13 protein-coding genes are annotated in these 12,497 nt (G+C 74.0%); 6 read left to right on the top strand and 7 right to left on the bottom strand.

What is annotated here, in order from left to right:
• Positions 1-159 precede the first annotated feature (159 nt).
• Genes SM452_RS06630 through SM452_RS06600 form a run of 7 tightly spaced genes read right to left on the bottom strand, consistent with a single transcriptional unit; the run spans position 160 to position 6,603 of the window.
• The gene (locus SM452_RS06630) at positions 160-1,428 is read right to left on the bottom strand and encodes a beta-ketoacyl-[acyl-carrier-protein] synthase family protein (RefSeq protein WP_463839506.1); all 1,269 of its coding nucleotides are present in this window, start codon (positions 1,426-1,428) and stop codon (positions 160-162) included.
• Complete coding sequence (locus tag SM452_RS06625) at positions 1,425-1,835, bottom strand: cupin domain-containing protein (protein ID WP_018784080.1); 411 nt, start codon at positions 1,833-1,835, stop codon at positions 1,425-1,427. Before SM452_RS06625 ends, SM452_RS06630 begins: the two co-directional genes overlap by 4 nt.
• Positions 1,832-2,539, bottom strand: coding sequence for an SRPBCC family protein (locus SM452_RS06620; RefSeq protein WP_463839505.1), 708 nt, complete (start codon positions 2,537-2,539; stop codon positions 1,832-1,834). Before SM452_RS06620 ends, SM452_RS06625 begins: the two co-directional genes overlap by 4 nt.
• On the bottom strand, positions 2,536-4,053 hold the full coding sequence (locus tag SM452_RS06615) for an acetyl-CoA carboxylase biotin carboxylase subunit (RefSeq protein ID WP_463839504.1): 1,518 nt from the start codon (positions 4,051-4,053) through the stop codon (positions 2,536-2,538). The genes SM452_RS06620 and SM452_RS06615 overlap by 4 nt, the downstream gene beginning before the upstream one ends.
• A complete protein-coding gene (gene accB / locus SM452_RS06610; protein ID WP_463839503.1) occupies positions 4,053-4,538 on the bottom strand; it encodes an acetyl-CoA carboxylase biotin carboxyl carrier protein in 486 nt (161 codons plus the stop codon). Before accB ends, SM452_RS06615 begins: the two co-directional genes overlap by 1 nt.
• A complete protein-coding gene (locus tag SM452_RS06605) occupies positions 4,538-6,259 on the bottom strand; it encodes an acetyl-CoA carboxylase carboxyltransferase subunit alpha (RefSeq protein ID WP_463839502.1) in 1,722 nt (573 codons plus the stop codon). Before SM452_RS06605 ends, accB begins: the two co-directional genes overlap by 1 nt.
• Entirely contained in the window at positions 6,256-6,603 is a 348-nt protein-coding gene (locus tag SM452_RS06600; protein ID WP_463839501.1) for a TcmI family type II polyketide cyclase, read from the bottom strand. Before SM452_RS06600 ends, SM452_RS06605 begins: the two co-directional genes overlap by 4 nt.
• A gap of 429 nt (positions 6,604-7,032) precedes the next feature.
• On the opposite strand from SM452_RS06600, the gene SM452_RS06595 reads away from it, so the two are divergent.
• The 6 genes from SM452_RS06595 to SM452_RS06570 all read left to right on the top strand — a co-directional run bounded on the left by SM452_RS06595 (position 7,033) and on the right by SM452_RS06570 (position 12,437).
• Positions 7,033-7,857: an AfsR/SARP family transcriptional regulator gene (locus SM452_RS06595; RefSeq protein WP_463839500.1), complete on the top strand. Its 825-nt coding sequence runs from the start codon at positions 7,033-7,035 to the stop codon at positions 7,855-7,857.
• A 62-nt stretch (positions 7,858-7,919) separates the two neighbouring features.
• Complete coding sequence (locus SM452_RS06590) at positions 7,920-8,267, top strand: TcmI family type II polyketide cyclase (protein ID WP_262011755.1); 348 nt, start codon at positions 7,920-7,922, stop codon at positions 8,265-8,267.
• 251 nt (positions 8,268-8,518) lie between these two features.
• The gene (locus tag SM452_RS06585; protein ID WP_357211133.1) at positions 8,519-9,469 is read left to right on the top strand and encodes a helix-hairpin-helix domain-containing protein; all 951 of its coding nucleotides are present in this window, start codon (positions 8,519-8,521) and stop codon (positions 9,467-9,469) included.
• Positions 9,470-9,783: 314 nt separating this feature from the next.
• Complete coding sequence (locus SM452_RS06580; RefSeq protein ID WP_463839499.1) at positions 9,784-10,986, top strand: low temperature requirement protein A; 1,203 nt, start codon at positions 9,784-9,786, stop codon at positions 10,984-10,986.
• A gap of 108 nt (positions 10,987-11,094) precedes the next feature.
• Positions 11,095-11,301: a hypothetical protein gene (locus tag SM452_RS06575; RefSeq protein ID WP_013286658.1), complete on the top strand. Its 207-nt coding sequence runs from the start codon at positions 11,095-11,097 to the stop codon at positions 11,299-11,301.
• 176 nt (positions 11,302-11,477) lie between these two features.
• Positions 11,478-12,437 (top strand): TIGR03557 family F420-dependent LLM class oxidoreductase, encoded by a 960-nt coding sequence (locus SM452_RS06570; protein ID WP_262011758.1) that lies wholly within the window; start codon positions 11,478-11,480, stop codon positions 12,435-12,437.
• Positions 12,438-12,497: the final 60 nt, after the last annotated feature.

Here is a 12,497-nt window from a genome sequence, read left to right as displayed (position 1 = left end):
GCGACTGCGGGGCTCGCAAAACCGGCTCACTCCTCGCGCTCACGGGTGCCGTCCTTGTTCGCGACTGCGGGGCTCGCAAAACCGGCTCACTCCTCGCGCTCACGGGTGCCGTCCTTGTTCGCGACTGCGGGGCTCGCAAACCCGGCTCACTCCTCGCGCTCACGGTGTCACCGCGAGGCGGCGGAACACCATCGCCGACTGGAAGCCGCCGAACCCGCTGCCCACCGACAGCGCCACGTCCACCGGCACCTCCCGCGCCTCGTTCGGCACGTAGTCCAGGTCGCACTCCGGGTCGCGGGTGGTCCAGTTGGCGGTGGGCGGGACCACGCCGTACTCGATGGCCAGGGCGCAGGCGGCCATCTCGATCGAGCCGATGGCGCCGAGCGAGTGACCGACCATCGACTTGATCGAGCTGATCGGCACCCGGTACGCCGTCTCCCCCAGTGCCCGCTTGAACGCGGCCGTCTCGTGCCTGTCGTTCTGCCGGGTGCCGGAGCCGTGCGCGCTGACGTACGACACGGCCGACGGGGCGAGCCGGGCCTGCCGCAGCGCGTCGCTGATCGCCACCGCCATCTCCGCGCCGTCCGGGCGCAGCCCGGTCATGTGGAAGCCGTTGCTGCGGCCGGCGTACCCGGCGACCTCGCAGTAGACGTGCGCGCCGCGGCGGCGGGCGTGCTCGGCCTCCTCCAGCACCAGCACCGCCGCCCCCTCGGCGAGGACGAACCCGTGCCGGTCGGCGTCGAACGGCCGGGAGGCGTGCTCCGGGTCGTCGTTGTCCGGGCTGGTCGCGCCGATCGCGTCGAACGAGGCGACGGTGACCGGGGAGATCGGCGAGTCGGCGGCGCCGGCCAGCACCACGTCGGCCTCGCCGTCGGCGACGAGCTGATGGGCGTACCCGATGGCGTCGATGCCGGAGGTGCAGCCGGTGGAGATCACCTGCGCCGGGCCGTGCAGGCCGTGCCGGCAGGCCACGTCGGCGGCCAGGCTGCTGGGCACCAGCGCCTGGTAGAGGTACGGCCCGCCGAGCGCGTGGTCGACCAGCCACTGCCGGCCGGAGTCGCTGACCCGCACGTACTCCTGTTCCAGCGCCATGGTCCCGCCGACGGCGGTGCCGAGCACCACCCCGGCGCGTTCCCGCAGCGCGTCGGTGAGGGTGAGGCCGCTGTCCGCGAGCGCCTCGGCGGAGCAGGCGAGCGCGAACTGCACGTACCTGTCGGCGCGCTGCCGTTCGGCGAGCGTGATCCCGGCGGCGTCCGGGTCGAAGTCGCACTCGGCGGCGATCTGCGAGCGGAACGGCGACGGGTCGAAGAAGCTGATCCGCCGCGTCGCGGTGCGTCCCTCGGTGATCGTCTTCCAGAAGCGGTCCCGGGTGGCGCCGCCGGGTGCGACGACGCCGATGCCGGTGACCACGGTGCGCCGGCCGGTCACGACGGCTCCCGTGGCGGCGGTGCCGCGCTCTCGGTGTCGACGTGGCCGAGTTCCGGGCGGGGGGCGAGCGGTCCGAGGTGGAACACCACCTCGGCGGGCTCGTCGCCGGTGTTGCGCAGCCGGTGCCGCACGTCCTTGGGTACGTAGAGCGCCTCCCCGGCGGCCACCGGCACCGGCACGTCGTCCAGGTCGACGGTGATCGCGCCGCGGGCGACGTAGAGGAACTCCTCGCTGTACGGGTGGTAGTGCTCGGCGATCCGCTCCCCCGGCGCGAGCGTGGCGACGCCCATGAATCCGGAGGTGCTGCCGACCGTCTTCGGGCCGAGCAGCACCCGCAGTTCCCCGCCGCGGCGGCGGTCGGCCGGTACGTCATGGACGGAGACCCGGGCGGTAGTGGTGTCGGTCATCGCGCGCCTCCCGCATGCGCCCGCTCGATCTTCTCCTTGATCACGGCGAGCTGGATCGTGCTGTTGGTGTTGATCCGATCGGTCATGCCGGCGTTGTCGACGGGCGCGTCGGGCTTCATCGCGAAGTCCTGCGTCCAGGTCATCCGGGTGCCGCCGGGCGTCTCGTCGTAGCGCCAGTGGATGCGCATGTACTCGAACGGGCCGGTCTCGACGCGCCGCGCGTGCACCTCGCGGGTGGCCGGGTCGGCGGTGCGTTCGCTGACCCAGCTCCACGCCACGCCGTTGGAGTCCGGGTGCATGGTGAGCCGGAAGCGCACGGTGTCGCCGTCGCGGTGCAGGATCTCGGCGGTCGCGTACTCGGTGAACAGCTCCGGCCACCGGGCCACGTCGTTGGTGATCTCCCAGACCAGCGGCAGCGGCGCGGCGATCTCCACGGCGTTCTCGGTGTGCCCGGGCGGCTCCGCCTTGCGGGCCACCAGGTCGGCGACGCCGGCGATGCTGAGCTGCCCGGCCTGTTCGGGGATCTTCACCCGCCACCTGTCGGCCACCACCGCTGACAGTTCGAGCAGGGCCAGCGAGTCCATGCCCAGTTCCTCCAGGCTCGCGGCGGGCGCGCCGGCGGCGGCGTCCGGGTCCAGGCCGCAGTGCGTGACCAGGATGTCGGTGATCTCGCGGGCGAGCGGGCGGTCGGGGGCGACGGTCATCGTTTCCTCCAGGTGGTCGGGCCGGCGGCGGGCACGGCGCTGACGGGGGTACGGCCGCCCGGCTCGGCAGCGCCGCGCGGATCGGGCACGACGGCCCGCGCCGCCTCGGCCGGTGGGCCGTCACCGGCGGGCGGGACGTCGTCGGTCGGCGGGGCTTCGTCGGCGGATGGGGTGAGCAGGCGTTCCACCAGGGCGGTGGTGTGCCGGGCGGCGCGGAACGCCGGGTCGCGCAGCACCCGCCGGGCGAACGGGATCGTGGTACGCACGCCGGGACCGGCCACGTCGAACTCGGCCAGCGCCCGGTCGAGCCGGTCCAGCGCGGCGTCCCGGTCCGGCGCCCACACCGCCACCTTCGCCAGCAGCGAGTCGTAGTGCGGGCTGACCAGGTAGCCGACGTGCCCGTGGGTGTCGACCCGGGTGAACGGGCCGCCCGGTGGGCGGAACCGGTCCAGCCGGCCCGGCGCGGGCGCGAAGTCGCGGTCCGGGTCCTCCACGTTGACCCGGCACTCGATCGCCACGCCGTCCAGGCGTACGTCGGACTGGCGCAGCCGCAGCGGCGTGCCGTACGCCACGTGCAGCTGTTCCTGCACGAGGTCGATGCCGCTGACCATCTCGGTGACCGGGTGTTCCACCTGGATCCGGCAGTTGATCTCCAGGAAGTGGCAGCGTTCGGCCTCGTCGACCAGGAACTCCACGGTCCCGGCGCCGGTGAAGCCGACCGACAGCGCGCCGCGCAGCGCCACCTCGGCGACGGTGTCCAGGGTGGCCTGCCGCAGCGCGGGCGCGGGCGCCTCCTCGATCAGCTTCTGGTGCCGGCGCTGCACCGAGCAGTCGCGGGTGCCCAGGTGCACGCCGTTGCCGTGGCCGTCGCAGAGCACCTGCACCTCGACGTGGCGGGCGTCGGCGAGGTACCGCTCGACGTACACCCGGTCGTCGCCGAACGCGACCTGGGCGGCGGCGCGGGTCCGGGCGTACGCGCGGGGCAGCTCGGCCGCCGAGCGCACCACAGTCATGCCGCGCCCGCCCCCGCCCGCCGCGGCCTTCACGATCACCGGAAAGCCCACTTCGGCGGCCACCTCCTGCGCCTCGCCGACGGTGGGCAGCGTCCGGACGCTGCCCGGCGGCAACGGCAGCCCGGCCTTGCTCATCAGCGCGCGGGCCGTGGACTTGTCCGCGAGCGCGGCCATCACCTGCGGCGGCGGGCCGACGAAGACCAGGCCGTTCTCGGCGCAGATCTCGGCGAAGTCGGCGTCCTCGGACAGGAAGCCGTAGCCGGGGTGGACCGCCTGCGCGCCGGTCTGCCGGGCGGCCTCCACGATCGCCGCCGCGTTGAGGTAGCTGCGGCGGCTGGCCGCCGGGCCGATCCGTACCGCCTCGTCGGCGAGCCGTACCGGCAGCGAGTCGGCGTCGGCGCTGGAGTGCACCATCACCGTGCGTACGCCGAGTTCCCGGCAGGCGCGCAGCACCCGCAGCGCGATCTCGCCCCGGTTGGCGATCAGCACCTTGTCGAACATCAGGAGTCCCGTCCGGTGACCGGTTCCAGGGCGATCAGCGGCTGGTCGTACTCGACGGGCTTGCCGTCGTCGACCAGCACCTCGACCACCCGTCCGGCCTGGCCGGCGGTCACCTCGTTCATCAGCTTCATGGCCTCGACGATGCCGACCACCTGGCCCGGGCGGACCATGTCGCCGACCACGACGAACGGCATCGCGCCGGGTTCGGGGGCGCGGTAGAACGTGCCGACCACCGGTGAGCGCACGGCCGGCCGGTCGGTCACCGGCGCCGTACGCGCGGCGGGTTCGGCGGCCCGGGCGGGGAGCGCCTCGGCCGGGTCGGCGGTGCGCTGCGCCGGCGTCGCCGGGTCGTGCCACTCGACCTCCAGCACCGACTCGCCGCTGCGCAGCCGCACCCGGCGTACCGGCCCGGCCAGGTCGGCGACGAGCTTGCGGGCCTGCCGGCGCAGCCCGTCGAGCACCTGCTCGGACTCGGCGTCGGCCATCACGCCACCTCCGCCCGGTCACCCGGCGGCGAGGCCGGGGACGGGCCGGCGGCCGAGCGGGCCGCGCCGAAGCGGCGGAACCGCTGCCGGCGGCGGCGGACCAGCGTGGCCGGAGGGACGGTGAGCAGCGGCGCGAGGTTCGCCGCGACCGCCCGGCGCAGCAGCTCGGCCGCGCCGCCCGGGTCGGCGTGGGCGGCCGGGCGCGGCTCCGGCACCAGCTCGTCGACGACGCCGAGGCGGCACAGGTCGGCGCCGGTGAGCCGCAGCGCGCGGGCCGCCTGCGGGGCGGCCGAGCTGTCCGGCCAGAGGATCGCGGCGCAGCCCTCCGGGCTGATCACCGAGTAGACGGCGTGTTCCAGCATGAGCACCCGGTCGGCGACCGCGAGTGCGAGCGCGCCGCCGCTGCCGCCCTCCCCGGTGACCACCGCCACCACCGGCGTGGGCAGCACGGTGAGCGCGAGGATGTTCTCCGCGATCGCCGCCGCCTGACCCTGCTGCTCGGCGCTCACCCCCGGGTCCGCGCCGGGCGTGTCCACGAGCGTCACCACCGGCAGCCGCAGCCGCGCCGCGAGACGCATCAGCCGCAGCGCCTTGCGGTGCCCGGCCGGGCTGGCCATGCCGAAGTTGCGGGTCACCAGCTCGGCGGTGGTGTGCCCCTTCTGGTGACCGATCACCATCACCGGCCGTCCGTCGAGGCGGGCGATGCCGCCGACGACAGCCGGGCAGTCCGCGCCGAGCCGGTCGCCGTGCAACTCCACGAACCCGTCGAACGCGGTCTCCAGGTAGTCCAGTGTGGTCGGCCGGCCCGGGTGCCGCGCCGTGCGTACCGTCTCCCAGGGGTCGCGGTCCGGACGAGCGGTCGCTGTGGGCGCGGTGGCCGGCGGGCGCGGCGCGGGCGGGTTCTCCGGGGCGCGGCGGCCCGCCTCGGCGGCGGCGAGCAGCGCCGCGAGCCGGCCCCGCAGCGCGTGCCGGGGCACCACCATGTCCACCTGGCCGTGCCGCAGCAGGTACTCCGCGGTCTGGAAGCCCTCCGGCAGCGTGGCGCCGGTGACCTGGCGGATCACCCGGGGCCCGGCGAAGCCCAGCCGGGCGCCGCTCTCGGCCAGCACCAGGTCGGTGTTGGTGGCGAAGGAGGCGGCCACCCCGCCGTACGTCGGGTCGGTGACCACGCTGACAGTGAGCAGGCCCGCCTCCCGCATCCCCGCGACGGCCTGGCTGACGGTGGCCATCTGCATCAGCGACAGCGCGCCCTCCTGCATCCGCGCCCCGCCCGACGCGGTAACCAGCACCAGCGGGATCCCGTCGGCGAGCGCCCGCTCGGCGGTCCGGGTGATCAGCTCACCGACCGCGCAGCCGAGGCTGCCGCCGAGGAAGCGGAAGTCCATCACCGCCAGCGCGACCGGGTGCCCGCCCAGCCGGGCGGTGCCGCAGAGCACCGCCTCGTCCAGGCCGGTCGTCGCGCGGGCCGCGCCGAGCCGGTGCGGGTACGGCAGCTCGTCGACGAACTCGATCGGGTCGACGCGTACCGCCCGGTCCGGCAGCGGGACGAACGAGTCCGGGTCGGCCAGCTGCGCCACCCGGTCCGGCGCGTCCAGCCGCGCGTGCGAGCCGCACTCCGGACAGACGTCCAGGTTGCGGCGCAGCCGCTTGCGGTAGAGCAGCGACGCGCACCCGTCGCACCTCGACCAGAGCTGCTCGTCGCGCGGGGCGGTCGTGGTCACCGTGGCCGCCCGGCGGTGTCGTGGGCCGGCGCGTCGTAGCGGTAGAAGCAGTGCGCCATCGCGTCGCGCGGCGACCGCCAGGTCGGCAGGTACGGCGAGACGTACGGCCGCAGCCGCTCGCTGATCCGGATGAACTCCGGATGCCCGCGGTTGTCCTCCACCGCGCCCTGCGCGGGCGTCTCCGTCTCCAGCAGATGGACGTAGAGGTCGTGCAGCCGGTACAGCGAGCGGTGCCGGACCCCGACCAGGCCGGGCAGCTCGGTCGCGTCGGACTCGGCGAAGATCTCGGCCACCCGGTCCTCGGCCGTCGGCACCACCTTGGCGACGATGAGCGAACGGTCCATTCGCGCCTCCTGCACGTCCCGGTGCGCGGCGAACCGGTCGCGCCGCACGGATTGCCACACGGTCGCGCCGGCGGCGTCTACCGGGCGTCAACCGGGCCCCATCGCGCCACAAACATGGTGACGCTGCGTTGACGCAAGCTGTGCGCGAGCTATGGGAAGATCGCCTTCCGGTTTCCGGGTGACGACACTTCTTCGCAGATCACGGCCGTATTACCGAGCCCACTACGGACAGTCAGGTGACCGACCGACCGTTGACTGAGAGTAACAGGCGTTGATATTCTCCGTCTCGGTCAGCCCGGCCACGGCGGAGGTTCCCAACCGTGGCGGAGGCGTTCCGACACCGGCGTCGCGGGCGGCGGTCCGGGCAACGCGATACGTCGGGACGAGGGTTCCGGTGCTGGGGGGTGCGCCGTGTCGGGTGGATCGAAAATGCCGACGGCGGGCGAACCCGCGCCCCGGGTGTCACTGCACCTGCTCGGCGGCTTCCAGCTGCTGCACGACGACACGCCCGTGGTCGTACCCCGGGGGTTGCAGCGCGTCATCGCGCTGATCGGCCTGCGCCCGGCCGCGACCCGCAGCCACCTCGCCGGGCTGCTGTGGCCCGAGACGCCGGAGGAGCGGGCGCTGTCGTCGCTGCGGACCGCGCTGTGGCGGCTGCGGCAGGACCCGTGCTGCCCGCTGCGCACCGACGGCGACACCATCCGCCTCGGACCCACCGTCCGCCTCGACGTGGACGACCTGGTGGAGACCGCGGCGCTGGTCCGCGAGGGCGCCGTCCCGCGCGGCGCCGCCGGCGCCGGCCGCCACGACCTGCTTCCCGGCTGGTACGACGACTGGGTGCTGCTGGAACGCGAACGGCTGCGCCAGCTACGCCTGCACATGCTGGAGGAACTCGCCGGCAACCACCTCACCGCCGGGCGGCACGGCGAGGCGCTGGAGGCCGCGCTGGAGGCGATGGCCGCCGAACCGCTGCGGGAGACCCCGCACCGCCTGGTGGTCCGCATCCACCTGGCCGAGGGCAACGCGTTCGAGGCGGTCCACTCCTTCTACGTCTACCGCGATCTGCTGCTGCGCGAACTACGGCTGGAACCGTCCCCGGCGATGACCGCGCTGCTCGACGACACCCTCGCGCCGATCCGCCGGGCCAGCCGCCCGGAGCCGCCGCCGCGCCGCACGGACCGGACCGCCAAACCGGCGCCGCGCGCCCCCACCTCACCGTCGCCACCACCATCAATGCCCCGGGGTACGCGGTGACGGCGAGGTGACAGCGCGACCGGCACCGTGAGGCCAGCACCGCGGCGGCGAGAGGGGTCACGATGAGTCGACTGTTGGTGGTCAGCCGGATCGTGCCGGGCGCACAGGGGCGGGTGGCGCAGATCTTCGCCGAGGCCGACGCCACCGAACTCCCCCACCTCACCGGCGTCCGGCACCGGTCGCTGTACTACCTGCACGACCTGTGCGTCCATCTGATGGAGACCGTCGACGTCGCCCCCGATCTCACCGCGGAACTGCGCGACAACCCGCTCTACGAACAGGTGAACAAGCGGCTGTCCGCGCACACCTCCCCGTACCTGCCGACCTGGCACTCGCCCCGCGAGGCCGTGGCCGGCTGCTTCTACAGCTGGGACTCCGCCGACACCCCTGCGCCCGACCGGATCCACTGACCGGCCACGGGCGACGGACGGGACGCCCCGGAACCACGCACGGCACCCGGGTTCCGGGGCGTCTCCCCGTTCTCCGATCCGCTCGACGCCGCCTTTCGGCACACGCTCGGTCATCCTCCGGGCACCGGCCGACACCGCCGGTCCCACCGTCGTGGCCCGGCCCCGGGCTGCCTGTCGTGCGCCGCGCGCGTGTGCGAAGCTGCCCCGAGTCTTTCGCCACCGTCGTGCACGTACATAGAAGGAGGTTGGCCATGCCGTCGAGCTTCGGGCAGTGGCTGTTCGTGATCCTGGCCCTGCTCATCGGATTCGGCGTCGGCTGGGTGGTCGTCGGCCGTCGCCGGTCCGGCGCCCCGGCGACGCCCACGGTGGAGACCGCCCCCGCGGTGACCGCCACCGTCGACGAGCCGCGCCCGGTCGCTGTGGTCGACGAGCCCTCGGCCGCAGCCACCGTGTCCGAGCCCGCCCCCGCCGAGTCCGCGACCGCCGAGCCGGCCGTCGCCACCGCCGCCCGCTCCGACGACGAGCCGGCCGCGTCCTCTCCCGCCGCCTCCGACCCGGTCGTGTCCGAGCCCGCAGTGTCGGAGCCCGTCACCTCCGAGCCGGTCGTGTCCGAGCCCGCAGTGTCGGAGCCCGTCACCTCCGAGCCGGTCGTGTCCGAGCCGGTCGTGTCCGAGCCGGTGTCGGCGACGTCCGAGACCGAGCCGGTGTCCACCGAACCGGTTGCCACGCCCGTGGCCGACGCCGAGCCGGTGACGGCTCCGACCACCGTCGACGCCGAGCCGGTGACGGCTTCGGCCACCGCCGTCGACGCCGAGCCGGTCGCGGAGAAGGAGCCCGCGGTCGGCGCAACCATCGACACGCCGGCCACCGAGGCCGCGCCGGTCGAGGCCACCGAGCCGGTCGCCGTGCCCGCCCCGCGTACCTCGGTCGAAAACGACGTCCCCGCCGCGGCGGACACCGACGCGCCGGACGACTTCCGGCGGATCCAGGGCATCGGGCCGAAGCTGGCCACCGCCCTGCAGGATGCCGGGATCCGCACCTACCGGCAGCTCGCCGAGCTGGACGAGGCCGCACTGCGGCAGACCGTGAAGGCCGCCGGCCTGCGCTCCGCGCCGGGCCTCGCCACCTGGCCGCAGCAGGCCAAGGTGCTGGCGGGTGCTGCCGCCGACGCCGAGCGGGTGCTGCCGGCGAGCGCCGAGTAGACAGTCCTCCACATTCCGGGCCGGTGGTGACGATGGTCGCCACCGGCCCGGCGCCTTTCCCCACCCCGTCACCTCCCCGACCTCGCGGCCCGCCCCGCCAGTACCCCGAAGTAGTGACATCAGCACCCCGCCGACCCCGCCACGACCCCGAACCGGCGGCCGCTCCACCAGCACCAGCACCCGACGTGGTGACATCACCACCGCCGCCCCGGGCCGGTATGCCGGAAAAGTGACCGCGTGCGGGCGGGCATGGCTACGGTCGGTGAAGGGCCGGCCCGGCCGGCCGCACGAACCGCCACCCGCAGGAGCATGTCGTGCCCACCGCAGCGCCGGAGCCCGCCGGCCGGCGACCGCCGGTCCGCGATCCGGAGGCGCCGCGCCGGGTGACGCTGCTCGAACTCTTCTTCGACCTGGTCTACGTGGTGGCGCTCGCGTTGATCTCGCGCAACCTGGTCGGGTCGGTGAGCTGGGAGCGGGCCGCCGAGTCCCTGGTCATGCTGATGGCGATCTGGTGGACGTGGGCGATCACCACCCTGGTCACCGACATCTACGATCCGCAGCGCACCGAGATCAAGCTGCTGATCGTGGCGGTGATGTTCGGCGCGCTGCTGATGACCACCGCCATCCCGGAGGCGTTCGGCGCCCGGGGACTGGTGTTCGGCGGCACGTACGTGGCGATCCATCTCGGACGCGGCCTGTTCCTCATGCCGGCGGTGCGACGGCACCCGCAGAGCAACCGCCGGGTCCTGCGCATCTTCGCCTGGTTCGCCGTGTCGGCCGTGCCGTGGCTGGTCGGCGCACTGGCCGCGCACGGCACCGCCCGGTTGTGGTTCTGGGCCGGCGCCCTGGCCATCGACTACCTGGGGTTCCGGCTGGCGTACCCGGTGCCGGGTCTGGGCGCGGTGCCGGAGTCCCAGCGCAACGTGACCGCCGAACACCTGTCCGAGCGGTACCAGCAGTTCTTCATCATCGCGCTCGGCGACGCCGTGCTGGTCGCCGGCACCGTGTTCAGCCTGCACCACTCCGAGCTGGAGAACCTGGCCGCCTTCACCGTCGCGTTCGCCACCACGCTGCTGCTCTGGCGCATCTACGTGCACAAGTCCGGTGAGCTGCTGCCGCACGCCATCGCCCGGGCCGCCCAGCCGAGCCGGTTCCTCAACACCGCGCCGTACACCCACCTGCTGATGGTGGCCGGCGTGGTGACCACCGCGGCGGGCTTCGACCTGGTCCTGCTGGAACCGACCGGCCACACGCCGCCGGCCTGGCTGGCGGTGATCCTCGGCGGGCCGGCGCTGTTCCTGATCGGCCGGGGCGCGTTCGAGTACGAGGTGTTCAGCCGGGTGTCGGCATCCCGGCCCGGCGGGATACTGGCGCTGCTCACGATCGCCCCGGCCGGGTTGTTCCTCGCGCCGGTCTACGCCTCCGCCGGGGCGATGCTGGTGCTGGCCGGGGTGGCGTCCGCCGACTACCGCCGCAGCCGAGGCCGGCCGCCCGAGGAGCCGATGCCACCGCACTGAGGTAATCGGAATCGGCCGTGCCGGCACCGGTGCGCCGTTTGGCGGATCACCCGCACGGGGTACAAGGCCTCCACCTCGAATCCACCACAACCCCAGTGGAGGCAACTGATGCGCGGCACCTCGATAGTCGGCGTCCTGGTCGTCATCTGGCTCATCATCGGCGCCATCGCCGCCGGTCAGCGCGGCTACTACGGCAACGACGAAACCAACTGTGCGGAGGCGGGCACGATCCTGGTCACCATCGTGGCCGGCCCGCTGAACTACATCGGCGCCAACCCGAAGGTGGACTGCAAGCTTCCCGAGCCGTCGAAGTAGGCCACCACCCCCGTACTCCCGGCCCGCGCCCGCCCGGCGAGCGCGGGCCGTTCCGTGCCCGCGGCGCGGGCCGTCACCATCCCTACGGCGTCCTAGGAGGCTGGGCTTCGCCTGGTTTGCCGCCGGGACCGGTGGGAACGGCAGCGGTTCCGCGACGACGGAACGGAGAACCGGGCATGCGCATCGGCTACAAGCTCGCCTCGGAGGCGTTCGGGCCCCAGGAACTCATCCGGCAGGCGGTCCGAGCCGAGGAGGCCGGCTTCGACTTCGTCGAGATGAGCGACCACTACCACCCCTGGCTGGAGGTGCAGGGGCACTCCTGCTTCACCTGGAGCGCGCTCGGCGCGATCGCCGCCCGCACCACCACCCTCGGCCTCGCCACCGGCGTCACCTGCCCGTCGGTCCGCTACCACCCGGCGATCGTCGCGCAGGCCGCCGCCACCATGGCGCTGATCTCCGACGGGCGGTTCACGCTCGGCGTGGGCGCCGGGGAACGGCTCAACGAACACGTCGTCGGGCAGGGGTTCCCCAGCGTCCGGGGGCGGCACGAGCGGCTGCGCGAGGCGCTGGAGATCATCCGGCTGCTCTGGCAGGGCGGCTACCGCTCGTACGGCGGCCGGCACCTGCAACTGGAGGACGCCCGCATCTGGGACCTGCCAAAGCAGCCGCCGGTGATCGCCGTGGCGGCGAGCGGCCGGGAGTCGGCAGGTCTCGCGGCCGAGCTGGGCACCGGCCTGTTCGCCACCGAGCCGAAGTCGTCGATCGTCGACCATTACCGCAACGCCGGCGGCCAGGGCCCGCGCTACGCCGAGGTGCCGATGGCCTGGGCCACCGACGAGGAGACGGCGGTCCGCGCGGCCCGGGAGACCAGCCGCTGGGCGATCACCGGCTGGAAGGTGATGAGCGAGTTGCCCAACCCGGTGAACTTCGACGCCGCCACCGCCTGGGTCGAGGACCACCACATCCGGCAGCAGTTCTCCGTCGGCCCGGACGCCGAGCCGCACGTGGAGAAGGCGCGGACGTACGTCGAGGCCGGCTTCGACCACATCGTGCTGCAGAACGCCGGGCCGGACCCGGACGGCTTCCTGGACTTCTGCGCCCGCGACCTGCTCGCCCGCGTCCGCGCGCTCGGCTAGCGCTCCGCCGATCCCCCGCGCTCGGCCGGCCCGCGCGTCTCAGCCGGCCCTCGCGCCTCC

Source organism: Micromonospora sp. SYSU B005, from assembly GCF_055362685.1.
This window is presented reverse-complemented; position numbering and strand designations above follow the sequence as displayed.

Bases quoted from the DNA above. Each gene is read 5' to 3' on its own strand.
- SM452_RS06590 (WP_262011755.1), top strand. From the start codon at position 7,920: ATGAGTCGACTGTTGGTGGTCAGCCGGATCGTGCCGGGCGCACAGGGG.
- SM452_RS06620 (WP_463839505.1), bottom strand. From the start codon at position 2,539: ATGACCGTCGCCCCCGACCGCCCGCTCGCCCGCGAGATCACCGACATC.
- accB (WP_463839503.1), bottom strand. From the start codon at position 4,538: ATGGCCGACGCCGAGTCCGAGCAGGTGCTCGACGGGCTGCGCCGGCAG.
- SM452_RS06615 (WP_463839504.1), bottom strand. From the start codon at position 4,053: ATGTTCGACAAGGTGCTGATCGCCAACCGGGGCGAGATCGCGCTGCGG.
- SM452_RS06625 (WP_018784080.1), bottom strand. From the start codon at position 1,835: ATGACCGACACCACTACCGCCCGGGTCTCCGTCCATGACGTACCGGCC.
- SM452_RS06570 (WP_262011758.1), top strand. From the start codon at position 11,478: ATGCGCATCGGCTACAAGCTCGCCTCGGAGGCGTTCGGGCCCCAGGAA.
- SM452_RS06600 (WP_463839501.1), bottom strand. From the start codon at position 6,603: ATGGACCGTTCGCTCATCGTCGCCAAGGTGGTGCCGACGGCCGAGGAC.
- SM452_RS06585 (WP_357211133.1), top strand. From the start codon at position 8,519: ATGCCGTCGAGCTTCGGGCAGTGGCTGTTCGTGATCCTGGCCCTGCTC.
- SM452_RS06575 (WP_013286658.1), top strand. From the start codon at position 11,095: ATGCGCGGCACCTCGATAGTCGGCGTCCTGGTCGTCATCTGGCTCATC.
- SM452_RS06595 (WP_463839500.1), top strand. From the start codon at position 7,033: ATGCCGACGGCGGGCGAACCCGCGCCCCGGGTGTCACTGCACCTGCTC.